This window comes from Roseomonas sp. 18066, from assembly GCF_902706185.1.
Classification (GTDB): domain Bacteria; phylum Pseudomonadota; class Alphaproteobacteria; order Acetobacterales; family Acetobacteraceae; genus Pseudoroseomonas.
In genome coordinates this window covers 1-25290 of the sequence record NZ_CACSJM010000090.1, presented here as the reverse complement: position 1 = coordinate 25290, position 25290 = coordinate 1, and the positions used below count along the sequence as shown (strand labels likewise).

The window sequence follows — 25290 nt, the reverse complement described above, 5'->3', positions numbered from 1 at the left end:
CCCGGGTCTATGCCGTGCTGCCGCCGGGGCATCTGGTGCCGGCGCGGACCCGGCTGTTCGTCGACGAGGTGACGAAAGCGATCCGCGCCGGCTGGCTGTGAGGGTCAGTGGCCCGCGGCGGTGGGGCGGATGACCATCTCGTTGACATCGACCTCGGCCGGCTGCTCCAGCGCGTAGCGCACGGCTTTCGCGATGGCCGAGGGCTGCAGCGCGATGGCGCGGTAGTCGCGCATCGCCGCCGCCGCGGTCGGGTCGGTGATGCTGTCGGCCAGCTCGCTCTCCACCACGCCCGGATGGATGCAGGTGACGCGCAGCGTGCGGCTTTCCTGGCGCAGCCCGTCCGAGATGGCGCGCACCGCGAACTTGGTGGCGCAATAGACGGCGGCGGTGGGCGAGACCGCCAGCGCGCCGATCGAGGCGATGTTCACCACATGGCCGCTGCCGCGCGCCGTCATCTCCGGCAGCACCGCGGCGATGCCGTAGAGCACGCCCTTGATGTTGACGTCGACCATGCGGTCCCATTCATCCACCAGCAGCGAGGCCATCGGCGACAGCGGCATGACGCCCGCATTGTTGACGATGACGTCGACCGGGCCCCAGGCGGCGCGGGCGGCCTCGGCGAAGCGCACCACATCGGCGCGGTCGGTGACGTCGAGGCGCTGCGCCAGGGCCTTTCCGCCGGCCGCGCGGATCTCCGCGGCCAGGGCCTCGATGCGGTCGGCGCGGCGGGCGCCGAGCATGACGCGGGCGCCGGCCGCGGCCAGCTCGCGGGCGATGGCCTCGCCGATGCCGCTGGAAGCGCCGGTGATCAGGATGGTCTTGTCCATGATGTCTCTCCTCTTGGCAGTGGCCCTGAGGTAGAGACCAAAGAGGGGCGAAACAATTCGCCCAATTATGACCAGACTGGTAAGCCAGGAGAACCAATGGACCTGAACGCGCTGGCCGTCTTCGCCGCCGTCGCCGAGGCCCGCAGCTTCCGCGCCGCGGCCGAGACCCTGGGCGTCACCCGCCCGGCGGTCAGCCAGGCGGTGCGCAAGCTGGAGCAGAGCTTCGGCGTCGCCCTGCTGCAGCGGACCACCCGCAGCGTCGCGCCGACCGAGGCGGGGGCGGCGCTGCTCGCCTCGCTGGCGCCGGCGCTCGCAGAAATCCGGGCGGCGGCGCAGGCGGCGCAGGAACGCCATGGCGCGCCGCGCGGGCGGCTGCGGCTGGCCGTCTCCACCATCGCCGAAAGCTTTCTGTCGGGACCGCTGCTGGCAGGGTTCCTGCAAGAATTCCCCGAGGTGCAGCTCGACATCACCGTCACCGACGAGGAATTCGACATCGTCGCCGCCGGCTACGACGCCGGCGTCCGGCTGGGCGAGGTGATCGAGCAGGACATGGTGGCGGTGCCCGTCTCGGCGCCGCAGCGGCAGATGGCGGTGGCCGCGCCGGCCTATCTGGCGCGGCAGGGGGTGCCGGCGCATCCGCGGGAGCTGCCGGCGCATCGCTGCATCGGCTGGCGCCCGGCGCCGGGGCTGCCGCCCTATCGCTGGGAATTCTTCCATGGCGGGCGGGAATTCGACGTGGCCGTCGCCCCCGAGGTGACCACCAACGACATGGGGCTGATGATCCGCCTGGCGGTGGCCGGCGGCGGCATCACCTTCGGCATGGCGGACACTTTCTCGGCGCCGCTCGCGCGCGGGGAGCTGGTGGAAGTGCTGCAGGACTTCTCCGGCAGCTTCCCCGGCTTCTACCTCTATTTCCCGACCCGGAAAAACGTGGCGCCGAAGCTGCGGGCGCTGGTCGACCATCTGAAGGCCAGGCGGGGGGCCTAGCCGCCCCCCGGTGGCGCGGCGGCTCAGGCGGGGACGAAGTCGGTCGAGGCCGAGACCTTCCGCCAATTGGCCAGGATGGCGGCATCGCTGGCATGCTTGGCCTCCAGGGCGGCCACCGTGTCGCTGCCCAGCGGCAGGCGCACCGGCGGGCTGGGCGCATCGGCGAAGGCCACCAGCACCTCGGCCAGCCGCGCCGGATTGCCGGGCTGGTTGTGGCTGAGGCCGGCCGCCACCTCGCGCACCTTGCCGGCGGTGGCGTCGTAATCGGCGATGCGCGACGGGCTGGTGGTCAGCGAGCGGGCATCGAGGAAGTCGGTGCGGAAATACCCGGGCTCGACCACGGTGACATGGATGCCGAGCGGGGCGAGCTCGTCATGCAGCGCCTCCGACAGCCCCTCCACCGCGAATTTGGTCGCGCAATAGACGCCGAAGCCGGCCGCGCTGCGATAGCCGCCGATGGAGGAGATGTTGAGGATGCGCCCCGACCGCGCCGCGCGCATCGCCGGCAGCACGGCGCGGGTGACATTGAGCAGGCCGAAGACATTGGTGCGGAAGACCGCCTCGATCTCGGCGGCGGTGGCCTCCTCCACCGCGCCCATCAGGCCGAAGCCGGCATTGTTGAGCAGCACGTCGATGCGGCCGAAGCGGTCGAGCCCGGCCTGGACGGCGGCGAAGGCCTGGGCCTCGTCGGCCACGTCCAGCGCCACGGGCAGCAGCTTTTCGACCGTGCCGAAGCGCTCGGCGATGGCGCGGGGGTCGCGGGCCGTGGCGATGACGGCATCGCCCTGGGCCAGCAGGCGCTCGGTGATCAGGGCGCCGAAGCCGCGGGCCGCGCCGGTGATGAACCAGGTCTTCATGGGGGTCTTCCTCGTTGGGACGGTGTTGGCGAGGGGAAGATTGCCGCTTCCGCATTGTTCGGATTAGCGCCAGAATTCTTGGGAAAATCCTGAGCAGGGTTCAGCAATGCGGGCCACCGACCTGGCCGAGATGGCCGCCTTCGAGGCCGTCGCGCGGCATCGCAGCTTCCGCCGCGCCGCCGAGGAGCGCGGCGTCACCGCCTCCGCCATCAGCCATGCCGTCAGCCAGCTGGAGGCGCGGCTGGGGCTGCGGCTGCTGAACCGCACCACCCGGAGCGTCGCGCCCACCGATGCCGGCGCCATGCTGCTGGCCCAGCTGGGGCCGGCGCTGGGGGAGATCGGCGCGGCGATGGAGGGGCTGAACCAGTTCCGCGACACGCCCTATGGCCGGGTGCGGATCAATGCGCCGAGCTCGGTGGCGCCCTTCGTCTTCGCGCCTGTCATGGGGCCGCTGATGGCGCGCAACCCGCATCTGCAGCTGGAGATCGTCACCACCGACCGGCTGGTCGATATCGTGGCCGAGGGCTTCGATGCCGGCATCCGCCTGGGCGAGCGGCTGGCGCCCGGCATGACGGCCGTGCGCATCCGCCCGCCGCTGCGCTTCGTGGTGGTCGGCGCGCCGGCCTATTTCGCCCAGCGCCCGGCGCCAAGGACGCCGGCCGAGCTCAAGGACCACGCCTGCATCCGCAACATCTTCCCGTCCGGCACGCCCTATCCGTGGGAGTTCAGCAAGGGCGGCAGGACGGTGGAATTCGAGCCCTCGGGGCCGCTGTCGCTCGACGACCATGCGCTGATGGTGGAGGCGGCGAAGTCGGGCGCGGCGCTGGCCTATGTCTGGGAGGAGCGGGCGCGGCCGCACCTGGCCAGCGGCGCGCTCGTCGAATGTCTTTCAGCCTGGCGCGCGCCGGACGAATTCCTGTTCCTCTACTACCCAGCCCGGAAGTTCATCTCGGCCGGGCTGCGCGCGGTCATCGAGGCTTTGCGGATTTCTCCGACATCGTGAACAGGATGCCGCCGCCGATCAGCGCCAGGCCGGCGGCGTGGAAGGGCTGCAGGCTCTCGCCCAGGAAGGCGACCGCCAGCACGCTGCCGAAGAGCGGCATCAGGTGGATGAACTGGCCGGCGCGGTTGGCGCCGATCAGCTCCACGCCGCGGGTGAAGAACATGTAGGAGAGCAGCGAGGGAAACACCGCCAGATAGGCGATGGCCGCCAGCGCCACGCCCCCCGGGGCGACGGCGCCCCCCTGGGCGATCTCCCAGGCGAAGCCCGGCAGCAGCGCGAGCAGGGTCAAGAAGATGCCGGCGGCCATGAAGCTCAGGGGGTGGATGCGCGGGCGCAGCTTCAGGCAGGCGGAATAGACCGCGTAGCAGAGCACGGCGCCGAGCACCCAGAGGTCGCCCGGATGCAGCTGCAGCCGCAGCAGGTCGTCCACCGAGCCATGGCCGGCGATGGCGGCGACACCGCCGATGGACAGCACCACGCCGGCGATCTGGCGTGGCCGCGGGCGCTCGCCGAAGAGGGCGAAGGAGCAGGCCAGGATGGCGACCGGGATGACCGATTGCAGCAGCAGCCCGTTCACCGCCTGGGTCGAGCGCAGCCCCTGATAGACCATGACGCTGAAGGCGGCGATGCCGGCGACCGCATAGGCCAGCATGGCCAGCGGATGCCGCCTGAGCACCGGCCAGTCGCGCCTGAGATGCGGCCAGGCGAAGGGCAGCAGCAGGGCCAGCGCCAGCAGCCAGCGCCAGAAGGCCAGGAAGAAGGGCGAGGCGATGCCGCCCACCGCGCGGCCGACGATGAAGTTGCCCGACCAGAACAGCGCCGCCAGCGGCAGCAGCAGATAGGGCGCGGCCCAGAAGCGGGCGGCGAGGCCCTGGGGGGCGGCGGCGGTGGTGGCTGGGGGCATGCGAAGACGTCTCCTGCACCCAGGCCTAGGCCGCGGCCGGCGGCAGGGCAAGCGTCATGCTGCATCGCAGCGTGGCCTTGGTTCACAACCGCTTAAGCTCAAGGAAATGCGTGGGCTGCGCCGGTGGACGGCGGCGGGGGGCCGGTGTGAAAGGGAAGACCCGCTGTCCCGATGAGGTGCCCCTGTGATCCGTGTCGCTGTTCCCCTGATGGCCGCCGCCCTGCTGGCCGCCTGCGCGCCGCAGCCTTCCGACGTGGCGGCCGATCCGGTGCTGTCGAAGGCCGGGTCGTCCGGGGCGGGCGCCGTGGTCAGCGCCCCGGTGTCGAGCGGGCCGGTGTCGAGCGGGCCGACGCTGGCGCAGGCGATGCGGCAGGATCCGGATGGGACGGATATCGCGACGGTGTTCAACATGTTCTGCCTGCAGCGCTTCCCGGAGCGGCCGCTGATGTCGGGGGAGATGCCGCCGGGGACGAGCTCTGCGGCGATGTCGGCGCAGCAGGTGCGGCAGTTCCTGCGCGATGATCCGGGGGTGGGGTGGTGGTACCAGACGCCCTTCGGCACCTATGCCGTGACGGTGGAGGCGCCGCCCTATTTCGCCTGCGCGGTGCGGCGGAACTATCCGGCGGTGCCCGGCTACAATGCTGTTTACCAGGAGACGTTGCGGCGCTGGGTGGAGGCCGAGGGCCGTGGCGCCTTGCGCGGCGAGATGGGGGTGGCGCCGGCGGGCAACCAGGCCACGCTGGCCTATGCGCGGCAGGTGCCGGGCCCGCGCCCCGAGGTGCTGATGCGCCTGGAGACGCAGATCTCCGCGCGGCAGGTGGAGGTCCGCCTCGTCCGCCAGATCCCGAATACGCCGGTCCGCGCGACGCAGCCTTTCTGACGTGGGGGTCCGGGGGCATTCAATGCCCCCGGCCTTCTCTTGCTTTCAGGCGGTGGCCAGCAGCGCCACGCCGATCGAGATGAGCCCGATCGCCGCGATCTTCTGGTTGCCGAGGCTTTCGCCGAAGACGAAGTAGCCGACGAGGGCGATGACGACGTAGGAGGCGGCGGTGCAGGGCAGGGCCACGCTCATCGGGATCTTTCTCAATGCCACGATGTAGAGCATGGCGGCCCCCCCGTAGCAGACCAGCCCGATCATGGTCTGCGGCCGGAAGAGCTGGGTGATGAAGCTGCCTTCGTCGGTCGCGCCCGCCTTGAGCAGCACCTGCCCCACCAGCGAGGTGCAGATGGCCGCGGCGAGGACCAGCCAATAGGCCGTCATCACGAGGGGTCCCGCGCCGGGATGACGTCGCGGACGACCCCTTGCGGCTTGCCATTGGCGGAGAGGAAGGCGCGGCCGAGATATTCGCCCATGACGCCCAGCACCAGGAACTGCACGCCGGCGACCAGCAAAGTGGTGGTCATCACCGAGGCCCAGCCGGAGGGGGTGTCCTTGGTCAGCGCCTCGATGATGGTGAAGATGGCGCCGATGACGCCGAGGGCGCCCATGGCCAGGCCCGCGAACATGGCGAGGCGCAGCGGCATCAGCGAGAAGTTGGTGGCGAGATTCAGCCAGAGGCGGATCAGCCGGCGCAGCGTGTAGTTGCTGCGGCCTTCCATGCGGGCCAGGTGCATGACCTCGATGCTGTCGATGCGCTGGGTGACCTGCATGATCAGCCCGTCGATATAGGGGTAGGGGCCGCGGTAGCGGGCGATCTCGCGCACCACCAGGTGGGACATGCAGCGGAAGGAGGAGAGGTAGAGCCCCTTCGGCTTGTCCATCAGCTGGTCGGCCACCCAGTTGGCGAAGCGGGAGCCGAGGTTGCGCCAGCCCTCATGCTCCTTCTTGGCGTAGCGGGTGTAGACCACGTCCCAATTGCCGAGGCGGGCATGGTCGTAGAGGCGCAGCACCTCCTCGGGCGGGTTCTGCAGGTCGTCGTCCATGGTGATGACGAAGCGGCCGCGGGCATGGCGCAGGCCGGACATGACCGCGTTGTGCTCGCCGAAGTTGCGGGCGTGCTCGACATAGGTCAGCGGCACGCTGGCGGTGGCCGCCAGCTGGCGGCAGACCTCGCCGCTGTTGTCGGGGCTGCCGTCATTGACCAGCACGATCTCGATGCCGCCTTCGGGCGTCAGCGCCGAGAGGGCGGCGACCAGGCGGCCCACGGTATCGGCGCCGCGATAGACCGGCACCACGATGGACAGGCCGAGGCTGGGGGTGGCGGCGGCGGGGGTCATGGCGGTCTGTTCCGGCAGAGAGAGAGGCTGATCAGGAAGGGCGGCGGGCGGTGACCAGCACCGAGCCGCCGGCCGGGTAGCGCAGGCCGAGGCCGGCGAGGGCCGATTCGGCCCGGGTCGCCGCGTAGAGGCTGGCGTCCAACCATGGCGGGAAGGGGGCGACGTCGCTGGCGGCGCCCTCGTCGCGGGCCAGGATTTTTCTCTGCAGCACCATCAGGGGCAGCAGCAGGGCGTTCCAGTAATGGGTGCGCAGGCCCTCGAAGCCCGCGGCCTCGACCAGCGCGCGGGCCTGGGACGCCGTGTAGCGGCGGGCATTGTGGACGCGGCGGTCATGCGCCGAATGCAGCCAGGCGAAGGCGGGCAGGTTGAGCAGCAGCAGCCCCCCCGGCCGCAGCACGCGATGCATTTCCGCCAGCGCCGCATCCTGGTCCACCGCGGCGTGGCAGAGGACGTCCATGCTGGCGACGGCGGCGAAAGATTTTTCCGCGAAGGGCAGGCGGCCAGCGTCGCCGGCGGCGACCACGGCGCCGGATTTTTCCGCGGCGCGGAAGGCGGCGGCGGGGTTGTATTCGAGGCCGACCAGGGGCTGCGACGGGAAGGCGCGCGACAGGTGATGCAGCAACCCGCCGGTGCCGCAGCCGCAGTCGAGCCAGGGGCCAGTGGGACCATTGGCGCGCAGTTCCGCCTCGGCACGGTCGCGCAAGGCGCGGTACCACCACATCCCGGCCTCGGCCCGGTCCATCAGGGCATATTCAGCGGCATCCACGGGGAAAGCTTGTGGCAGCGCCCGCATCTCGCCGCAATGGGCTGCGATGGGATTGCGCCAACCGCCGCCGCGGCGGAAGGATGGCATGGTCCAAGGAACCGTCACGCCTCCATGACGCCTGAACCGATCCGGGCCGAAACCGGTCCGTCTGCCCGCCTGCACCGGGAATGGCTGCTGCGTCTGGGCGGGCTGGTGCCCAGCCTGATCTTCCTGGCGGCGGTGCTGTCGCCGCCGCTGAACCACGATGTCGCGGCGGTGCTGGATTTCGCCAGCCGGATGCTGGGCGGCGAGCGCCTCTACAGCGACCTGATCGACGTCAACCCGCCGCTGATCTTCCTGCTGAACCTGCCGGCGGCCTGGATGGCGCGGCACTCGGCCCTGACCCCGCCCGACGCGCTGCTGATCTGCCTGATGGTCGCCTGCGCCGGCGTGCTGGCGCTGGTCGGGCTGCTGGTGCGGCTGCCGGGTCGGCTGACGGGACCGGCCGAGCGCGCCTGCCTGTTCTTCCTGCTGCCGCTGCTGCTGGTCTCGGCGGGGCATGATTTCGGCCAGCGCGAGCAGATCATGGCGATGCTGGCCTTCCCCTATCTGTTCATGGCGGAGCGGCGGATCGAGGGGCTGCCCACCCCCCGCTGGCTGGGGCTGGCGGCGACGCTGATCGCCGCGCTGGGCTTCGCGCTGAAGCCGCATTTCCTGGCGGTGCCGGCGCTGGTCGAGGCGCTGGTGCTGCTGGCCCGGTTCCGGCGGCCGGGGCTGGCGGTCGCGCTGCGCGACCCGGTGCCCTGGGTGATGGCCGGCTTCTGGGCCGCCTACCTGGCGTCGATCTTCCTGTTCTTTCCGGATTACTTCGGGCGGGTCGTGCCGCTGGTCTTCGACTGGTACCTGGACCTGGGCGGGGCGCCCTGGTGGCGGGTGCTGCTGACCGACCTGACCGGCAGTGCGGCCATCCTGGCGCTGGCGCTGCTGGGCTTCGTCGCCGCGACGCGCCTGGGCTGGCTGCCGCGGCTGCTGACGGCGGCGGTGATGGGCGGCATGGCGGCGGCCCTGGTGCAGCACAAGGGCTGGTCCTACCACCTGGTGCCGGTCTGGACCTGGGGCGGGCTGGCCGGCGGGCTGCTGCTGGCGCGCGGCGCCGATCGCGGCCTGCGCCCGGCCGAGGCGCGCCGGGCCGCCCCGCTGCTGGGCGCCGGCATGGCCTTCGCCTTCGGCCTGTTCACCCTGCGCGGCGGCGACGCCCCCTGGATGGAGGTGCGCTACGGCGAGAGCACCGGCGGCAAGCTGTCGGCCTGGCTGCAGGGCCATGCGCGGGAGAAGCCGCTGCTGCTGCTCTCCCCCGACATCCCCGTGGTCTATCCGGCGGTGAACGAGGCCGAGGCCCGGCTGCAGCTGCCCTTCATGTCCACCTGGCTGCTGCAGGCGGTCTATCAGCAATGCCCGGCCGGCGGCGCGCGGTATCGCGACCCGGCCGCCATGACCCCGGCCGAGCGCTTCGTCTGGGACGAGGTGGTGGAGCGCGTGGTCGCCGAGCCGCCGGCGGCCGCGGTGATCCAGCGCTGGACGGCGATCCCCGACTGCGCCGGGCAGCGCTTCGATTTTCTGGAGTATTTCCGCCGTGATCCGCGCTTCGCCGCCGCCTGGGGCAAGATGCGCCCGGCCGGCGAGATCGACGGCTTCTTTCTGTTCATCCGGGAGGACTGAGAACAATGGCATACGATGAATTCGTCGGCCGCAGCGAGACGCGCGAGGACCGGATGGACCCCCGCCTGGTCGACGGCATGGCCGCCACCATCGCCCGCCCGGTGGACAGCGAGGCGCTGCCGCCGCTGTGGCACTGGCTGCTGTTCCAGGACTGGAAGCCGGCCGAGGGGCTGGGCCCGGACGGCCACCCCAAGCGCGGCGGTTTTCTGCCGCCTGTCCACCATCTGGAGCGCCGCATGTGGGCCGGCGGGCGCGTCACCTTCCAGGGAGAAATCCGGACGGGCGACGTGCTGAAGCGCACCTCGACCATTCTGAAGATCTCCGAGAAGAAAGGCGGCAGCGGCGAGCTGGTCTTCGTCACCGTCGGCCACGTCCTGGAAGGCCCGCGCGGCCCGGTGCTGCAGGAAGAGCAGGACATCGTCTATCGCGGCACTGGCGGGGCGGCGATGCGCGCCGCGCCGCCGGCCGATGCCTGGCCGGGGGCCACCACCGTCGCGCTGCTGCCGGATGCGGTGCAGCTGTTCCGCTACTCGGCGCTGACCGGCAATGGCCACCGCATCCATTACGACATCCCCTATGTGACCGGCGTCGAGGGCTATCCGGGCCTGGTCGTGCACGGGCCGCTGCAGGCGACCTGGCTGGCGCAGCATGCGCTGGACGTGGCCGGGCCGGGGGCGAGGCTGGCGAAGTTCAGCTATCGCGGCCAGCGGCCGGCCATCGGGGGGAACGCGCTGCACCTGTTCGGCGAGCGCGACGGCCAGAAGGTGCGGCTGGAAACCCGCGACGCCGAGGGCGCCACCTGCCAGGTCGCCGAGGCCGAGCTTGTCTGACGGCGCCGCGCCCGGCCGATTGCCCGGCGCGGATGCTGCCTCTCCCTCCCGGCCGCGGATCGACGATGCGGTCCGCGGCATCGGCTTTATCGCCACCGGCTATGCCATCATCGCCTGCGCCGATGCGGCGGTGAAATGGTCGCTGCCGCAGGTCGGGCCGGCCGGCGCCATGGTCTGGCGCGGCGTCTTCGGCGCGCTGGCCATCTTCATCCTGGCGCGCGGCGCCTCGCTCAGGCCAGTGAACCTGCGGCTGATCGGCTGGCGCAGCACGCTGCATTGCATCGTCACCATCGCCTATTACGTCGCCTGGGCGCGGGCCATGCCGCTGGCCGAGACCTATGCGGTGGCCGCCGCCGCCCCCTTGCTGATGACCCTGCTGGCCATCCCGCTGCTGGGCGAGCAGGTCGGCTGGCGGCGCTGGACCAGCACCATGGTGGGCTTCGGCGGCGTGCTGGTCATGCTGAACCCGGGCGGCGCGCTGTGGCGCTGGGAAAGTGCGATGCTGCTGTCCGGCATCGCGCTGATGGCGCTGACCCGGATCTGGACCCGCATGCTGGCCCGCACCGACAGCCCGGCCACCATCGCCTTCTGGCTGCTGGCCGCCCATGTGCCGATCGGGCTGGCCTTGCTGCCGGTGTTTCCGCCGCCGGCGCTGCTGCCCGACCCGGTGACCGTGGCGGCGCTGGTCTTCCTCGGCTGCGCCAATGGCGTGGCGCATTTCCTGTTCGCGCGCGCCTTCGCGGTGGCGCCGGTCTCGGTGCTCGCGCCCTTCGAATATTCGACGCTGGTCTGGGGCCTGCTGCTCGGCCTGCTGATCTGGGGCGAGTTCCCGGCGACCGCGACGCTGGCCGGGGCCGGCATCGTCATCGCCGCCGGGCTGTACAACCTGTATCGCGAGCGGCTGCGCGCCCGCCAGGCGAGGGGACGCGCATGACGCTCCGCCATGACATGAAGCGCGGCGCGCTGATGATGCTGGGGGCGACGGCGCTGTTCGCGCTGATGAGCGCCCTGGTGAAGGAGCTCGGCAGCCACATCCCCTTTCCGGAGCTGATGTTCTTCCGCAACGCCTTCGCGCTGCCCGTGGTGCTGGCGATCGGGCTGCAGCGGCATGTGACGCTGCGCACGCGCCGGCTCGGCGGGCATGTGATGCGGGCGGTGACCGGCATCTCGGCGATGAGTTGCTCGTTCTTCGCGCTGACCATCCTGCCGCTCGCGGAGCAGACGGCGCTCAGCTACACCACGCCGATCTTCGTCATTATTCTGTCCATTCCCTTCCTGGGCGAGAAGCCCGGGCCGCATCGCTGGGCCGCGGTGCTGATCGGCTTCCTCGGCATCGTGGTGATCGCCGTGGGGCAGGGCGCCTTCGGCTCGACCCGCAGCCTGCCGGCCGGCATGCCGGACTGGATGATGTGGGTGGCCTTGGGGGCGGCGGCGTCGAACGGCATCTTCTCCGGGCTCACCACCATGCTGGTGCGGCAGCTGTCCGACACCGAATCCAGCGCCACCATCGTGCTGTGGCAGTCGCTGCTGATGACCGCCTTCACCCTGCTGGCGCTGCCCTTCGTCTGGGTGACGCCGAGCTTTTGGGAGCTGCTGCTGCTGCTCGGCACCGGGCTGCTGGGCGGGCTGGCGCAGGTGCTGCTGACCGAGGCCTATGCCAGCGCCCAGGTCTCCTCGCTCGGCCCCTATTCCTACACCGCGCTGATCTGGGCGATCGTCATCGGCTGGATCGTCTGGGGCGAGGCGCCGACGCTGACCATGCTGGCCGGCGCCGTGCTGATCATCTTCGCGGGCCTCTATATCCTGCATCGGGAGATGCGGCGGCGGGGGCGCTAGCGTCTTCCCGTCGCCTGCGGCGCCAGGGCCATTCGCCGTCGATCTCGGCCTCGAGGGAAAAGCTGAGAAAGGTGCGGATCAGCACGACGAGGCCGAGCAGGCCGACGCTCTCCCAGCTGAGCGGCGAGACGATGGTGGCGATGATGTCGGCGCCGATCAGCACCTCGAGCCCGAGCAGGATGCCGCGGCCGAGATTGGCGCGGCCGCGCGGATAGGCGGCCTCGACGCCTTCGCGCCGCCAGTCGCGGGCGAAGCCGATGGCAGCGAGCGCCACCCCCGCCATGATCACGCCGACGCCGAAGACCTCCAGCACCACGGCCAGCGGCTGCAGGAAATGCGCGGTCAGCGTCATGGGCCTGGGGCTCCTGCCGGGGTGGTGGGAGCGGTCCTAGGCCAGGGCGGCACCGGTCTGCTTGCACGATCCGGACGGCGCGGGACGCGCGGCGCCGGCGTTGCAGCACCCCCGCCCGCGGCCATCAGCCATGACCAAACCAGCGTTGCCGCGGCCGGCGGACCTCGATAAAGCGGCTGCCAACATCAGAGGGAGGTTACATTGAGGGACCTCCTCCTATGCGCGACACCGACACTGCCCTTGCCGCCACCGACCGCCAGGACCTGCCGCGTCCTGAAGGGCTGAAACGGCGCGCCCTGCTCGGCAGCGTCGCCGCCGCGGCCGCCATCGCCACCCTGCCGCGGCCGCTGCTCGCCGCACCCGGTGGTACTGCGGGCACCCCGCTATCCGGCGCTGCCGTCGACGTGCTGCTGATCGGCGGCGGCGTGATGAGCGCGACGCTGGGCGTGCTGCTGCATGAGCTGGAGCCCGGCTGGTCGATGACCATGCTGGAGCGGCTGGACGATGTCGCCCTCGAAAGCTCCAACGGCTGGAACAATGCCGGCACCGGCCATTCGGCGCTGGCCGAGCTGAACTACACGCCCGAGACCTCGACCGGCGCCATCCAGATCGAGAAGGCGGTCGAGATCAACGAGGCCTTCCAGGTCTCCCGCCAGTTCTGGTCGCACCAGGTGGAGCAGGGGGTGCTGAAGAACCCGCGCTCCTTCATCAACTCGACCCCGCATATGAGCTTCGTCTGGGGCGAGGAGAACATGCGCTACCTGGAGAAGCGCCACGCCGCGCTGCAGGGCAGCCCGTTGTTCGCCGGCATGAAGTTCTCCCGCGATCCGAAGCAGATCGCCGAATGGGTGCCGCTGATGATGGAGGGCCGCGACCCGGCCCAGGCCATCGCCGCCACCTGGGCGCCGCAGGGCACCGACGTCAATTTCGGCGAGATCACCCGCCAGTACGTCGCGCATCTGAAGACGCAGGCGAAGTTCACCCTGCAGACCTCCAGCGAGGTGCGCGACATCACCCGCAATGCCGACGGCACCTGGCGGGTCACCTATCGCAACCTGAAGGACGGCAGCGACGGCCACGCCATCGACGCCCGCTTCCTGTTCCTCGGCGCCGGCGGCGGCGCGCTGCACCTGCTGCAGATGTCGGGCATCCCGGAGGGGCATGATTTCGGCGGCTTCCCGGTCGGCGGCTCCTTCCTGGTCTGCGACAACCCCGCCGTCGCGCAGCGCCACCTGGCCAAGGCCTATGGCAAGGCCTCGGTCGGCTCGCCGCCGATGTCGGTGCCGCATCTCGACACCCGCATGCTGGACGGCAAGCAGGTCGTCCTCTTTGGCCCCTTCGCCACCTTCTCGACCAAGTTCCTGAAGCAGGGCTCGCTCTTCGACCTGCCGGCCTCGGTGACGCTGGAAAATATCGGCCCGATGCTGCGCGTCGGCTGGGACGAGTTCGACCTGGTGCAATACCTGGCCGGCCAGCTGATGATGTCGGACGAGGACCGCCTGGCGGCGCTGCGCGAATACTTCCCCCAGGCCGCCGCCGCCGACTGGCGGCTGTGGCAGGCCGGGCAGCGGGTGCAGATCATCAAGCGCGACCCGCAGAAGGGCGGCGCGCTGCGCCTCGGCACCGAGATCGTCAATGCCCGCGACAACTCGATCGCGGCGCTGCTGGGCGCCTCGCCGGGGGCGTCGACCGCCGCGCCGATCATGCTCGACCTGATCCGCCGCGTCTTCCCGGAGCGGGTGGCGAGCGCGGCCTGGCAGGAGAAGCTGCGCCGCATCGTGCCCAGCTTCGGCACCGCGCTGAACGGCGATCCGCAGCGGGTGGCCTCGACCTGGGCCAGCACCGGCGAGCGCCTGCAGCTGGCCATCGCTGCCCCCGCGATCCCGGCGACACCGGCCACCGGCCCCAGCCCGGCCGATGTCCCGGCCGGCGAGGTCCGTCGCGTCCCCGACATGGCGCTGTAAGCCGGATTGCTGCTACAGGCGGGGGCAGGATCATGCCTGTCTCCGCCCCGCCCCTGACCCTGCCCCCGGCCGCCGTCTGGCTGCGCTCCTATGGCGCGCAGAGCACCCCCCATTGCCACGACTTCGCCCAGCTGGTGCTGCCGCTGCAGGGCTCGCTGGCGATGGAGATCGGCGGCCGCGGCGCCCTGCTGGACCGCGGCACCGCGGCCTATGTCGATGAGGGCACCCGGCACGACCAGGCCAGCCCCGACCCCAACCGCGTGCTGATCGTCGACCTGGACCGCCGCAGCCTCGGGCAGGGCATGGCCGACCGCCTGGCGGCGCGGCCGCTGATCGCGCTGCCGCCCGAGGCGCGCAGCCTGGTCGACTATATGGGCCAGGCCCTGGCGCGCGGCCCGGCGACGCCGCTGCGGCTGTCGCATTGGATGCCGCTGCTGCTGGACGCGCTGGGCGGCGCGGCGCCGGCCCCGGCCTCCCGCCTGGCCGGGTTGCTGGCGGCGCTGGACGAAAACCCCTTCGACCCCTGGACCGCCGGCAGCATGGCGGCCGAGGCCGGGCTCAGCCCCAGCCGACTGCATGCCGTCTTCCGCGCCGAGCTGGCCTCGACCCCGCGCGCCCATCTGGCGGCGCTGCGGCTGGGCCATGTGCAGCGCTGGCTGGCCGAGGGCAGCGCGCCGATCGCCGAGCTCGCCTATCGCGGCGGCTATGCCGACCAGAGCGCGCTGACGCGGGCGATGCGGAAAGCCACCGGCCTGACCCCCGCGGCCTTCCGGAAGCGCGCGCAGGACTCTGGGCCCAGCCGCCAGGAGCCTTAGCCAAGACCGCGCCCCCGCCGCTGGCCTATGCCGCCCGGCAAAACGGAGAGGGCGCATGGCGGATCGCGGCCAGGCATGGATCGGCATTCTCTGCGGCATGGGGGCGGGCGCGCTCTGGGGCATGGTCTTCCTGGCCCCGGAGCTCGCGCATGATTTTTCCCCGCTGCAGCTGACGGTGGGGCGCTACCTCTGCTTCGGGCTGGTGGCCTTGGGCCTCGCGGCACCCCGATGGCGGCGGCTGGTGGCGCCTCTCGGCGGGCGGGAATGGCGGGCGCTGGCCTGGTTGGCCCTGGCCGGGAACACCCTCTACTACGTGCTGCTGGCCAGCGCGGTGCAATGGGGCGGCATCGCCATGACCTCGCTGGTGATCGGCTTCCTGCCGGTGGCGGTGACCCTCATCGGCAGCCGCGACCAGGGCGCCGTGCCGCTGCGCCGGCTGCTGCCTTCCATTGCCCTCTGCGTCGCCGGCGCGCTGTGCATCGGCTGGCAGGCGCTGGCGGTGCCGGGGACGCAGCAGCTGCTGGGGCTGCTCTGCGCGGTCGGCGCGCTGGCCTCCTGGACCACCTATGCGGTAGGCAACAGCCGCTGGCTGGCCCGCCTCGGCCAGGTCTCGGCGCATGACTGGAACCTGCTGACGGGCGTGATGACCGGCGCCCAGGCGCTGCTGCTGGTGCCGCTGGCGCTGCTCCTCGCCGGCGACAGCCCCGGGACCGCCGCCTGGGCGCGCTTCGGCGCGGTCTCGGTCGGCGTCGCGGTGCTGGCCTCGGTGGTCGGCAATGCGCTGTGGAACCGGATGAGCCGGACCCTGCCGCTGACCTTGGTCGGGCAGATGATCCTGTTCGAGACGCTCTTCGCCCTGCTCTACGGCTTCCTGTGGGAGCAGCGGTGGCCCGGCCTGGCCGAGGCCCTGGCCTTCGCCCTGGTGGTGCTGGGGGTGCTGTCCTGCATCGCCGCGCATCGCCGGCCGACGGTCGCGGCCGCGCCCGCCGTGGCGTGATTGGACAGGCGGGCGCCGCGCGCCCACCTGCGACGGGCAACAACCGAGAGAAACGCCGGATGCTGCTCCGCGCCCTGGCCCTCGTCCTTTGCCTGACCGTTCCGGCCTTCGCCGCCCCGCCGCCGACGGGCGATGGCGGCGTCTCGGATTTCTACCGCTGGGACGGCGCGCCGCCAGCCGTCGGAAAAGTTCTGCGCCAGGAAGAGCTACCGGCGATGCCGTGGATCCGGGGTATCGGATCCGCCAGGCGCATCCTCTACGGCTCGGCCAGCGGCATCGATGGCCGGCCCATCGCTGTCTCCGGCCTGCTGTTCCTGCCGCGCGGCGCGCCACCGGAAGGCGGCTGGCCGCTGCTCTCCTGGGCGCATGGCACGGTGGGGGTGGCGGATCGCTGCGCGCCGTCCTGGGTGCTGCGCGGGATCACGTCTGTCGGCGACTGGCTGGCGGCCGGCTATGCGGTGGTGGCCAGCGACTATGAAGGCCTCGGCACCCCTGGCCTGCACCCCTATCTGGACAAGCGTGCCGAGGGCCAGGGCGTGCTGGATGCCGCCCGCGCCGCCATCGCTGCCGAGCCCGGCCGCATCGCCAACCGCGTCGTCATCGCCGGCCAGTCGCAAGGCGGCGGCGCGGCGCTGGCGGCGGCGGGGCTGGCGCCATCCTATGCCCCGGATCTGGCCGTCGCCGCCGTCATCGCCACCGGGGCGCCGTATATGCGCGCGGGCGCCCTGCAGGCCACCGGGGTGCCGCCGGACTTTCCGGATCCGGGCCTGGCCTATGCCTTCTACGTGGCGCTGACCGCGCGGCTGCATGCCCCCGACCTGGACCCGGCGACGCTGTTCACCGAGGCCGCGCAGCCTCTGGCCGCGCGCGCTGCCGGGCTTTGCGTCCTCGAGCTGGCCGCGCAGGTCATGGATGCCGGCCTGACCCGGTCCGCAGCGCTGCGCCCCGGCGCCGAGGCGCGCGTGGAGGCCCGCATCCTGCCGCGCCTGGAATATCCCAGCCTGCGCTTCGCCATGCCGGTCTTCATGGGCATCGGCGAGGCCGACCGCGACGTCGCCGCCCTGGGCCAGCTGGCGCTGCTGCGCGATGCCTGCGCCGCCGGCAGCCGGATGCAGGGGCGGCTCTATGCCGGGATGGACCATGGCGGCGCCTTCCGGGCCTCCCGCCGCGACGCGCTCGACTTCGCCGCCCGCGCATTGCAGGCTGCGACCGTCGACCCAGAATGCGACCCCGCCGCAACGCCGCCCGGAGGCCCGCCGCCATGAGCATCCCCTTCCTGCGCGACGACCCGCTGCCCACCGGCACCGTCGAGGAGCTCGGCCGTTTCGGCGGCACCCGGCTGCGACGGATCCGCTGCGGCAATCCCGGCGCCTTCACCTTCCTCGGCACCAACAGCTACCTGATCGGCGAGGGCGGCAGCGTCGCCGTGCTCGACCCCGGGCCCCTGGATGAGGCGCACCAGGCCGCCATCCTGGCCGCCCTGCCGGGCGAGACGATCAGCCACATCCTGGTCAGCCACACGCATCGCGACCATTCGCCGGGTGCCGCGCCGCTGGTCGCGGCCACGGGCGCCAAGACCGCCGGCTTCGGCCCGCACCAGACCCCGCGCGAGGCCGGCGGCGAAGGCGGCGACCACGATTTCCACCCCGACATCGCGCTCGCCGATGGCGACACCATCGCGGGCGAGGGCTGGCGGCTGACCGCGCTGCACACGCCGGGGCACTGCGCCAACCACCTGTGCTTCGCCCTCGAGGGCGGCGAGGTGCTGTTCTCTGCCGACCATGTGATGAGCTGGTCGACCAGCGTGGTCAGCCCGCCCGATGGCGACATGGCGCAGTACATGGCCAGCCTGCAGCGCCTGGCCAGCCGCGGCGAGACGCTGTTCCTGCCCGGCCATGGCGCGCCGCTGCCGCAGCCGGCGGCCTTCACCCGCGCCCTGATCGCGCATCGCCAGGCGCGGGAGGCAGCGCTTCTCGCAGCGCTGACCGACCGGCCGCAGCCGGTGGAGGCGCTGGTGCCGCCGCTCTATGGCAGCGCGCTGGACCCCAAGCTGCGCCCCGCCGCCGCCCGCAGCCTGCTGGCGCATCTGATCAAGCTGGCCGAGGAAGGCCAGGCGCAGCAGGCGCTGGACGGGTGGCAGCGTTCGGGCTGATCGCTGTCGGCATCACAGTCGGGTGCGCCGCCAGGGGAGCGACGGGCGCGCCCGATACCGTGATCGCATCGGCGGTTGCCAGCGTCACGCAACCAAGCCATGGCTGCGCCGTTCAGCGTCCGGTTGAGAAGAGGCACCCCGCCATGCCACGGCAGCTCGCCTTCCAGGCTGCGCTCGTTCTGTCCTTTATCGCCAGCATCGCCGCGATGCCGGCCCAGGCGCAGCCTCGTCCCGATCCGTCCTTCGAGATCGTCAACAACACCGATCGCGGCCTGGAGCAGCTTTTCGCCAATCCGGTCGGCGTGCAGGACTGGGGCCATGACCGGCTGGGCGCCCAATGGGTGCCGCCGGGCGAGCGCCATGTCGTGCGCCTCGATCCCCGCGGCGGCTGCCGCCAGGACCTGCGCCTGGTCTGGCGCGGCGGCACGGTGCAGGACCTGCGCGACATCGACACCTGCGCCCAGCGCCAGATCGTGCTCGGCGCGCCGCTGCCGGCCAAGATGGCGCCCGGCTACGCGCCGCCGCAGCCCCTGGCGCTGCGGCTGGAGAACCGTGGCGGGCGGCCGATCGCGCTGGCCTTCGCCACGCCGTCCGGCCAGCCGGATTGGGGGCAGGACCTGCTGCTGGGCCGGGCGCTGCGCGCCGGGGCCCGCCAGAGCCTGGCCCTGCCGCCCGGCCCCTGCCTCTACGACGTCAAGGTCATCTTCGCCGACGGCGCCGCGCAGGAAGCGCGCGGCCTCGATCTCTGCGCACGCCCGGCGGTGCGCTTCCCATGAGGAACCCTACGATGCGGATCACCCTGGCAGCCGCCGCCATCGCCCTGGCCGGCCTGACCTTCGCCGGCCAGCCGGCCCAGGCCCAGTCGGAGCAGGACGGCTCCTTCAACCTGACCAACCGCAGCGGCCGCGTCATCGAGCGGCTCTATGCCTCGCCGCAGCGGGCCCGCAACTGGGGCGAGAACCGGCTGACCGGCAGCGGCCTGGCCAATGGCTCGGACTTCGCCGTGCGCATGCCCCCGACCGGCGGCTGCCGCACCGACCTGCGCATGGTCTATGAGGGCGGGCTGACGGAAGAGAAGCGCGACGTCGACACCTGCTTCGACCGCGACGTGGTGATCGGCACCCCGGCCCGCACCGGCACGCTGCAGCGCGATTCCAGCGGCAAGCCGGTGACCCCGCGCGGCAACCCGAGCTTCGAGCTGGTCAATGACGGCAACCGTCAGATCCGCGAGTTCTTCGCGTCGCTGACCACCAGCGACGACTGGGGCGAGGACCGGCTGGGCCAGGATGTGGTTGAGCCGGGCGACCGCCTGTCCATCCGCCTGCCGAGCGGCGCCTGCCAGTACGACCTGCGCGTGGTGTGGAGCAACGGCCGCTCCGACGAACGGCGGGACGTGAACCTGTGTGAGACGAATGAAGTGAGCTTCAAGTAAGACAGGGATAGGCCAGGGGAATGAATTCCCCTGGACCCCTTCTTTTTTCTGTCTGATTGCCATGTCCACGTGACGACAGGACGTGAAACGGCCAGTGCGCAGCGCGACCTTTGAGGGCGCGCTGTTTTTTTATGACCCTGGCGTCCCGCCGTGATGCCCTGGTGTGGGCCCCGTTCGTGCGCTGGCCTCTTCACGGCCGGTGATCAGAAAAAAGATGGGGGTTCGGGGGAATTCATTCCCCCGACCTTTTGATCCTCAGGCTGCCTTCCCCAAAGCCTTCCAAATCACTTCCGGCGTCGCCGGCATATCGAGATGCGTCACCCCGCGCGACCGCAGCGCGTCGACGAGCGCGTTCATGATGGCCGGCGGCGAGCCGACGGCGCCGGCCTCGCCGGCGCCTTTCACGCCGAGGGGGTTGGTCTCACAGGGGATTTCCATCAGCTCGACCTCGATATCGGGCAGGTCGTTGGCGCGCGGCAGGGCGTAGTCGTTCAGGCTGGCCGACAGCAGCTGGCCGGTGTCGGGGTCGTAGGCGGTGCGCTCCATCACCGCCTGGCCGATGCCTTGCGCCACGCCGCCATGCACCTGGCCGCGCACGATCATCGGGTTCAGCGCGTGGCCGACATCGTCGACGACGATGTAGCGGGCGACGGTGACGTGGCCGGTGTCGGGGTCGACTTCCACCTCGGCGATGTGGCAGCCGTTGGGGAAGGTATGCGCCGGGATGGGCGCCACTTCCGCGGCGTCGAGCAGGGTGACGCTCTGGCCGGCGGCGGCCTTCTCCCGCTGCCCTGCGGCAAGCTCGAGGATGCCGATGCCGCGGTCGGTGCCGGCGATGCCGAAGCGGCCGGCGGCGAATTCGATATCGGCGGCGGCGGCCTCCAGCGCCTCGCCGGCGGCCTGCTTGCCTTTCTCGATGACGGTGGTGGCGGTGGCGAGCAGGGCGGTGCCCTCGGAATAGAGGCTGCGCGCGCCGCCGGTGCCGCCGCCGGTCGGGATGGCGTCCGAATCGCCCTGGACGACGCGGATGCGCTCGATCGGGATGCCCAGCTGGTGGCTGGTGATCATGGCATAGGCCGTCTCGTGGCCCTGGCCGGTGGATTGGGTGCCGACCAGCACCTCGACCATGCCGTCGGCGGCGAAGCGCATCTCGGCGCGCTCGGAATCATCGCCGCCGGTGGCTTCCAGGTAATAGGCCATGCCGATGCCGCGCTGCTGGCCGCGCGCGGCCGATTCGGCGCGGCGTGATTCGAAGCCGGCCCAGTCGGATTTCTTCAAGGCGGCGTCGAGGACGGTCGCGAACTCGCCGGAATCGTAGTTCTGCCCGACCGGGGTGCGGTGCGGCATGGCCGAGGCCGGCACCATGTTGCGGCGGCGCAGCTCGATGCGGTCGATGCCGGTCTCGCGCGCGGCGGCGTCGATCAGCCGCTCGACCAGGTAGTTGCTTTCCGGCCGGCCGGCGCCGCGATAGGCGTCGACGGGCACGGTGTTGGTCAGCACGCCCAGCACATGCGCGTGGATCGCCTGGAAGCCATAGACGCTGGCCAGCACCTTGGTGCCCGCCCCAGTCGGGATATAGGGCGCGAAGGTCGACAGATACCCGCCCATGTCGGCGATGTTGCGGGTGCGCAGCGCCAGGAACTTTCCGCCCGCGTCGAGGGCGATCTCGCCCAGCGTCAGGTTGGCCCGCCCCTGGGTGTCGGACTGGAAGGCCTCCATCCGGTCGGCGGCCCATTTCACCGGGCGGCCCAGCTTGCGCGCCGCCCAGCAGCACAGCGCGTATTCGCCGTAGAGATACAGCTTCATGCCGAAGCCGCCGCCGACATCGGGGGTGATGACGCGGAACTTCTCCGGCGGCAGGTGGAAGACGCTGCTGGCCAGCAGGTTCTTCACCAGCCAGGAGCCCTGGGTGCCGGCATGCAGCGTGAACTTCTCCGCCGCGGCGTCGTATTCGGCGAGCGCGGCGCGGCCCTCCATGCTGGCGACGACGACGCGGTTGTTCACCACCTCCAGCTTCGTCACATGCGCGGCTTCCGCGAACAGCGCGTCGGTCGCGGCCTTGTCGCCGGTCTCCCAGTCGAAGCACAGGTTGTTGGCTGCCGTGTCCCAGACCTGCGGCTGGCCCGGGTCGGTGGCGCGCGCCATTTCGGTGCAGGCGGGCAGGATGTCGTAGTCGACCAGCACCGCCTCGGCGGCGTCGCGCGCCTGGTCGATGCTCTCGGCGACGATGAAGACCACCGGGTCGCCGACATGCCGCACCTTGCCCGTCGCCAGGCCGTAGCGCGGGGTGTTGGCGCGGGGCGAGCCGTCGCGGTTCTTCATCGGGATGGCGCAGGGGATCTCGCCCAGGCCTTCGTCCAGCCAGTCCTGGCCGGTCAGCACCGCATGCACGCCGGGCAGGGCGCGCGCTTCGGCGGTGTCGATCGACAGGATGGTGGCATGGGCATGCGGGCTGCGCAGCAGATAGCCATGCAGCTGGCCGGCGACCGCGATGTCATCGGTGTAGCGGCCGCGCCCCTGCAGCAGGCGCGGGTCCTCGATGCGGCGGACCGCCTGGCTCAGGCCGAATTTGGCCATGGCTTTTCTCCCTTGGATGTTCACTACCGTCCCGGATCGATCATGGGATGCCGCGGGGCGGGGCCGCAAGCGGCAAGACCTGAAACGGGGTCTTGCCGCCGGCCGCGCGCGGGTTCAGCTTCCGCCGCCATGTGGTTCCCTGCCCCCCGCCCGCTGACGCCCCGGCTGCTCAGCCGCCTGCCCGACCGCCACCGCACGCCGCGCCGCACCGCCTGGTCGGACGCCAACCGCGGCGGCGCCCTGCTGCACAGCTTCCTCGAGGGCCCCTGCTTCGACGCCACCGGCGCGCTGATGGTGGTCGATATCCCGAATGGCCGCGTCTTCCGCGTCGGGCCGCAGGAATGGGATGTCGTGGCCGAATATGACGGCTGGCCCAACGGCCTGGCCGCGGGCAGCGCCGGCAGCCTGCTGCTGGCCGACCACCGCCACGGGCTGCTCAGCCTGGACCCGGGGACCGGCAGCATCGCGCCCCTGCTGGAGACGGTGCATTCCGAGGGCTTCAAGGGCCTGAACGACGTGGCCGTGGGCCCCGAGGGGCAGATCCTCTTCACCGACCAGGGCCAGACCGGGCTGCAGGACCCGTCGGGCCGGCTGTGGCGCCTCTGGCCCGATGGCCGGGTGGAAAAGCTGATCGGCAACGGGCCGAGCCCCAACGGCATCGCCCTCGACCGCACCGGGACCCATGCTTACGTGGCGATGACCCGCTCCTGCGAGGTCTGGCGCTTCGCGCTGCGGGCCGAACCCTTCGTGGGGAAGGCGCAGTGCTTCGTCCGCCTGCCGGGCGGGACCATGGGGCCGGACGGGCTGGTGCTCGACGCCCAGGACCGGCTGTTCGTCGCCAATCCGGGGCACGGCATGGTCTGGGGGACCGATCCCCATGGCCGGCCCATCTTCGCCATCGACTGCACGTCCTTCGGGCGGCTGCCGACCAACCTGTGCTTCGGGCCGGATGGGACCACCCTGCTCATCACCGAGAGCGAGAGCGGCAGCATCCTCGCGGTCGACATTCCGCAGCAGTAAGCAAGCAAGGGCGGGGGAAGGTATTCCCCCGCGCCCCCTTCTATTTTTTCAGTCAGCCGTATTTCCGGCAGAACCCCTCGGCGGACAGGCGGCGGATGTCTTCCAGGGCGACGCGCAGATTGTCGTCGGGCCAGTCCCACCAGGCGATGCGCTTCAGGCAGGCGCGGATCTCGGAAGGGAAGCGGTAGCGCAGGATCCGGCCCGGATTGCCGACCACGATGGCGAAGTCGGGCACATCCTTGGTCACCACGGCGCCGGCGCCGATCGCGGCGCCAATGCCCGTGGTCACCCCGGGCAGGATGATGGCGCCATGGCCGACCCAGGTGTCCGGCCCCAGCACCACCGGCTTGGCGCGGCGCCAGTCGAAGAAATCGGCCTCGTCCTCGCCCAGCCCATAGGCGCTGGCGCGGTAGGTGAAGTGGTTGAGCGCGACCCGGTCCAGCGGATGGTTGCCGGGGTTGATGCGGACATGCGCGGCGATCGAGCAGAAGGCGCCGATCGTCGTGTAGATGATGTCCGCGTCGTTCACGACATAGGCGTAGTCGCCCATGCGGCTCTCGGCCAGGCGGGTGCGGGCGCCGACCTCGTTGAAGCGGCCGAAGCGGGTGTCGCGCACCCGCGCCGTCGGGTCGATGAAGGGCTCGGGGGAGAGGCGCTTGCGCGCGCTGTCGGGATCCTGGTGCATGGCCGCGCCGTGCCACGCCGGCCGCGACGCCCCGATGACGGTTGCGGGGCGCTTGCGTGACCGCTCACCGCCGCCGCTCGGCCAGGACGAACAGAAAGGTGCCGGCCAGGACGGCCACAGCCAGGAACGCCATGGCCGGGCCGGGCCCGCCCATCCAGCCGCTGGCGGTCTGCAGCACCGCGCCGCCGAAGAAGAAGGAAAAATTGGTGGCGGCCAGGGCCTTGCCGGTTTCCTCCGGCCGCACCGCGGCGCGGGCCAGGGCGAAGACCAGCGGCTGGATGGCGATCGACAGGCCGAAGGCGAAGAGCAGCGCGGCGTCGCCGGCCGGCGGCAGCATCGGCAGCCCCAGCGCCCGGCTGAGCCAGCCCTCGGGGCCGCCGCCCACCACCGCCAGCAGCAGCAGCCCGGCCAGCCCATGGCCGATCGCCAGCAGCAGCCGCCGGTGCCCGACCCGCCGGTCCAGCACCCCGGCCAGCGCCGGCCCGACGATCAGGGCGAGGGTGGCAATGAAAAGCAGGTTGCCCGCCTCGATTCGGGGCAGCTGCTTCACCTCCATCAGCCAGGGCCCGCCCCAGAGGCCGCGCACGCCGATGATCACCGCGAAGGAGGCGAAGGCCAGCAGCATGCTGCCGCGCAGCGCCCGGCTGCGGCCGAGGCGGAAGACGGCGCTGGTATCCTCGGCCAGCGTCGGCTTGGCGCCGGGGGAGGGGGCGGGGCGCGGCACCAGCCAGGCGACCAGCCCGGCCACCGCCACTGTCATCGCCGCCGAGGCCCAGAAGCCGGCGCGCCAGCCGTGATGCTCGACCAGCCAGGCGAGCGGGCTGGCCGAGAGCAGCATGCCGAGATTGCCCACCGCCTGGATCAGCCCGGACCACAACCCGAACTTCGCGGCCGTCAGCATTCGCGCCGCCAGCGTCATCGGGCAGAGCAGCATGCCGCAGGACCCCAGCCCCAGCACCACCTGGGCGAGCAGGAAGCCTTGCGGCCCGCCGGCCACCGCCGCGATCACCGCGCCGACCGCGATCGTCGCCAGCAGGGTCAGGGAAACCGGCCGCACGCCGAAGCGGTCCAGCGCGACACCGAGCGGGATCTGCCCGGCGGCGAAGGCGAAGTGATAGGCGCCGGTCAGGCTGGCCAGCCCCTCGGCCGAGACGCCCAGATCGGCGCCCAGCAGGTCGGCCGAGATCGCCGGCAGGGTGCGCAGCAGGTTGGACAGCATATGGCCGCAGGCCAGCGCCAGCAGCGGCGCCACGAAGGCCGCCGAGGCCTCGCGCGTGTTCATTCCACCGTTTCCCACCCTCTTTGTCCCGAGGTGTGGACCCAAAGCGCCCTCGCGTTAAGAGGGGGGCGTCAAGGGGGGGGTCAGGCGGT

At 71.6% G+C, this 25290-nt stretch carries 25 protein-coding genes; 15 read left to right on the top strand and 10 right to left on the bottom strand.

The features are described from left to right. Positions 1-104 precede the first annotated feature (104 nt). A complete protein-coding gene (locus tag GVN67_RS18140) occupies positions 105-827 on the bottom strand; it encodes an SDR family oxidoreductase (RefSeq protein ID WP_159998532.1) in 723 nt (240 codons plus the stop codon). Between the two features lie 96 nt (positions 828-923). Here GVN67_RS18140 and GVN67_RS18135 point away from each other — a divergent pair, with 96 nt between their 5' ends. Then, entirely contained in the window at positions 924-1814 is an 891-nt protein-coding gene (locus GVN67_RS18135) for a LysR family transcriptional regulator (protein WP_159998530.1), read from the top strand. A 23-nt stretch (positions 1815-1837) separates the two neighbouring features. On the opposite strand, the gene GVN67_RS18130 is transcribed toward GVN67_RS18135, so the two are convergent. Continuing rightward, positions 1838-2671: an oxidoreductase gene (locus tag GVN67_RS18130; RefSeq protein ID WP_159998528.1), complete on the bottom strand. Its 834-nt coding sequence runs from the start codon at positions 2669-2671 to the stop codon at positions 1838-1840. Between the two features lie 106 nt (positions 2672-2777). Here GVN67_RS18130 and GVN67_RS18125 point away from each other — a divergent pair, with 106 nt between their 5' ends. Next, positions 2778-3674: a LysR family transcriptional regulator gene (locus GVN67_RS18125; RefSeq protein ID WP_159998526.1), complete on the top strand. Its 897-nt coding sequence runs from the start codon at positions 2778-2780 to the stop codon at positions 3672-3674. Here the strand turns inward: GVN67_RS18125 and GVN67_RS18120 are convergent. Next, positions 3640-4578: a DMT family transporter gene (locus GVN67_RS18120; protein WP_159998524.1), complete on the bottom strand. Its 939-nt coding sequence runs from the start codon at positions 4576-4578 to the stop codon at positions 3640-3642. The genes GVN67_RS18125 and GVN67_RS18120 overlap by 35 nt on opposite strands. 184 nt (positions 4579-4762) lie before the next feature. Here GVN67_RS18120 and GVN67_RS18115 point away from each other — a divergent pair, with 184 nt between their 5' ends. Further along, positions 4763-5458, top strand: a complete 696-nt coding sequence (locus tag GVN67_RS18115) for a hypothetical protein (RefSeq protein ID WP_159998522.1) — start codon at positions 4763-4765, stop codon at positions 5456-5458. A 45-nt stretch (positions 5459-5503) separates the two neighbouring features. On the opposite strand, the gene GVN67_RS18110 is transcribed toward GVN67_RS18115, so the two are convergent. Genes GVN67_RS18110 through GVN67_RS18100 form a run of 3 tightly spaced genes read right to left on the bottom strand, consistent with a single transcriptional unit; the run spans position 5504 to position 7537 of the window. Further along, entirely contained in the window at positions 5504-5839 is a 336-nt protein-coding gene (locus tag GVN67_RS18110) for a multidrug efflux SMR transporter (protein WP_159998520.1), read from the bottom strand. After that, positions 5839-6795: a glycosyltransferase family 2 protein gene (locus tag GVN67_RS18105; protein ID WP_159998518.1), complete on the bottom strand. Its 957-nt coding sequence runs from the start codon at positions 6793-6795 to the stop codon at positions 5839-5841. Before GVN67_RS18105 ends, GVN67_RS18110 begins: the two co-directional genes overlap by 1 nt. Positions 6796-6826: 31 nt before the next feature. Then, positions 6827-7537, bottom strand: a complete 711-nt coding sequence (locus GVN67_RS18100; RefSeq protein WP_235035354.1) for a class I SAM-dependent methyltransferase — start codon at positions 7535-7537, stop codon at positions 6827-6829. Positions 7538-7672: 135 nt separating this feature from the next. On the opposite strand from GVN67_RS18100, the gene GVN67_RS18095 reads away from it, so the two are divergent. The 4 genes from GVN67_RS18095 to GVN67_RS18080 are packed head-to-tail and all read left to right on the top strand — an operon-like array spanning position 7673 to position 11925. Next, positions 7673-9259, top strand: a complete 1587-nt coding sequence (locus GVN67_RS18095) for a hypothetical protein (protein ID WP_159998514.1) — start codon at positions 7673-7675, stop codon at positions 9257-9259. 5 nt (positions 9260-9264) lie between these two features. Further along, on the top strand, positions 9265-10089 hold the full coding sequence (locus tag GVN67_RS18090; protein ID WP_159998512.1) for a MaoC family dehydratase N-terminal domain-containing protein: 825 nt from the start codon (positions 9265-9267) through the stop codon (positions 10087-10089). After that, the gene (locus GVN67_RS18085) at positions 10082-11023 is read left to right on the top strand and encodes a DMT family transporter (RefSeq protein WP_235035353.1); all 942 of its coding nucleotides are present in this window, start codon (positions 10082-10084) and stop codon (positions 11021-11023) included. The genes GVN67_RS18090 and GVN67_RS18085 overlap by 8 nt, the downstream gene beginning before the upstream one ends. Further along, the gene (locus tag GVN67_RS18080) at positions 11020-11925 is read left to right on the top strand and encodes a DMT family transporter (protein ID WP_159998510.1); all 906 of its coding nucleotides are present in this window, start codon (positions 11020-11022) and stop codon (positions 11923-11925) included. The genes GVN67_RS18085 and GVN67_RS18080 overlap by 4 nt, the downstream gene beginning before the upstream one ends. On the opposite strand, the gene GVN67_RS18075 is transcribed toward GVN67_RS18080, so the two are convergent. Then, positions 11870-12277: a DUF1622 domain-containing protein gene (locus GVN67_RS18075; protein ID WP_159998508.1), complete on the bottom strand. Its 408-nt coding sequence runs from the start codon at positions 12275-12277 to the stop codon at positions 11870-11872. The genes GVN67_RS18080 and GVN67_RS18075 overlap by 56 nt on opposite strands. A 218-nt stretch (positions 12278-12495) precedes the next feature. On the opposite strand from GVN67_RS18075, the gene mqo reads away from it, so the two are divergent. The 7 genes from mqo to GVN67_RS18040 all read left to right on the top strand — a co-directional run bounded on the left by mqo (position 12496) and on the right by GVN67_RS18040 (position 19637). Next, on the top strand, positions 12496-14241 hold the full coding sequence (mqo, locus tag GVN67_RS18070; RefSeq protein ID WP_159998506.1) for a malate dehydrogenase (quinone): 1746 nt from the start codon (positions 12496-12498) through the stop codon (positions 14239-14241). A 32-nt stretch (positions 14242-14273) separates the two neighbouring features. Then, the gene (locus tag GVN67_RS18065) at positions 14274-15056 is read left to right on the top strand and encodes an AraC family transcriptional regulator (RefSeq protein ID WP_159998504.1); all 783 of its coding nucleotides are present in this window, start codon (positions 14274-14276) and stop codon (positions 15054-15056) included. A gap of 55 nt (positions 15057-15111) precedes the next feature. Beyond that, positions 15112-16053 (top strand): DMT family transporter, encoded by a 942-nt coding sequence (locus GVN67_RS18060; RefSeq protein WP_159998502.1) that lies wholly within the window; start codon positions 15112-15114, stop codon positions 16051-16053. A gap of 59 nt (positions 16054-16112) precedes the next feature. Next, complete coding sequence (locus GVN67_RS18055) at positions 16113-17318, top strand: lipase family protein (RefSeq protein ID WP_159998500.1); 1206 nt, start codon at positions 16113-16115, stop codon at positions 17316-17318. Continuing rightward, complete coding sequence (locus tag GVN67_RS18050; protein WP_159998498.1) at positions 17315-18205, top strand: MBL fold metallo-hydrolase; 891 nt, start codon at positions 17315-17317, stop codon at positions 18203-18205. Before GVN67_RS18055 ends, GVN67_RS18050 begins: the two co-directional genes overlap by 4 nt. Before the next feature lie 143 nt (positions 18206-18348). After that, positions 18349-18981, top strand: coding sequence for a hypothetical protein (locus tag GVN67_RS18045; RefSeq protein ID WP_159998496.1), 633 nt, complete (start codon positions 18349-18351; stop codon positions 18979-18981). Between the two features lie 11 nt (positions 18982-18992). Next, positions 18993-19637: a hypothetical protein gene (locus tag GVN67_RS18040; protein ID WP_159998494.1), complete on the top strand. Its 645-nt coding sequence runs from the start codon at positions 18993-18995 to the stop codon at positions 19635-19637. A 255-nt stretch (positions 19638-19892) separates the two neighbouring features. Here the strand turns inward: GVN67_RS18040 and GVN67_RS18035 are convergent, their stop codons facing one another. After that, positions 19893-22214 (bottom strand): xanthine dehydrogenase family protein molybdopterin-binding subunit, encoded by a 2322-nt coding sequence (locus GVN67_RS18035; RefSeq protein WP_159998492.1) that lies wholly within the window; start codon positions 22212-22214, stop codon positions 19893-19895. 129 nt (positions 22215-22343) lie between these two features. Here GVN67_RS18035 and GVN67_RS18030 point away from each other — a divergent pair, with 129 nt between their 5' ends. Continuing rightward, positions 22344-23234 (top strand): SMP-30/gluconolactonase/LRE family protein, encoded by an 891-nt coding sequence (locus tag GVN67_RS18030; RefSeq protein ID WP_159998490.1) that lies wholly within the window; start codon positions 22344-22346, stop codon positions 23232-23234. A gap of 52 nt (positions 23235-23286) precedes the next feature. Here GVN67_RS18030 and GVN67_RS18025 read toward each other — a convergent pair whose 3' ends face one another. Further along, positions 23287-23919, bottom strand: coding sequence for a chloramphenicol acetyltransferase (locus GVN67_RS18025; RefSeq protein ID WP_159998488.1), 633 nt, complete (start codon positions 23917-23919; stop codon positions 23287-23289). A gap of 64 nt (positions 23920-23983) precedes the next feature. Beyond that, a complete protein-coding gene (locus GVN67_RS18020; RefSeq protein WP_159998486.1) occupies positions 23984-25201 on the bottom strand; it encodes an MFS transporter in 1218 nt (405 codons plus the stop codon). Positions 25202-25290 lie beyond the last annotated feature (89 nt).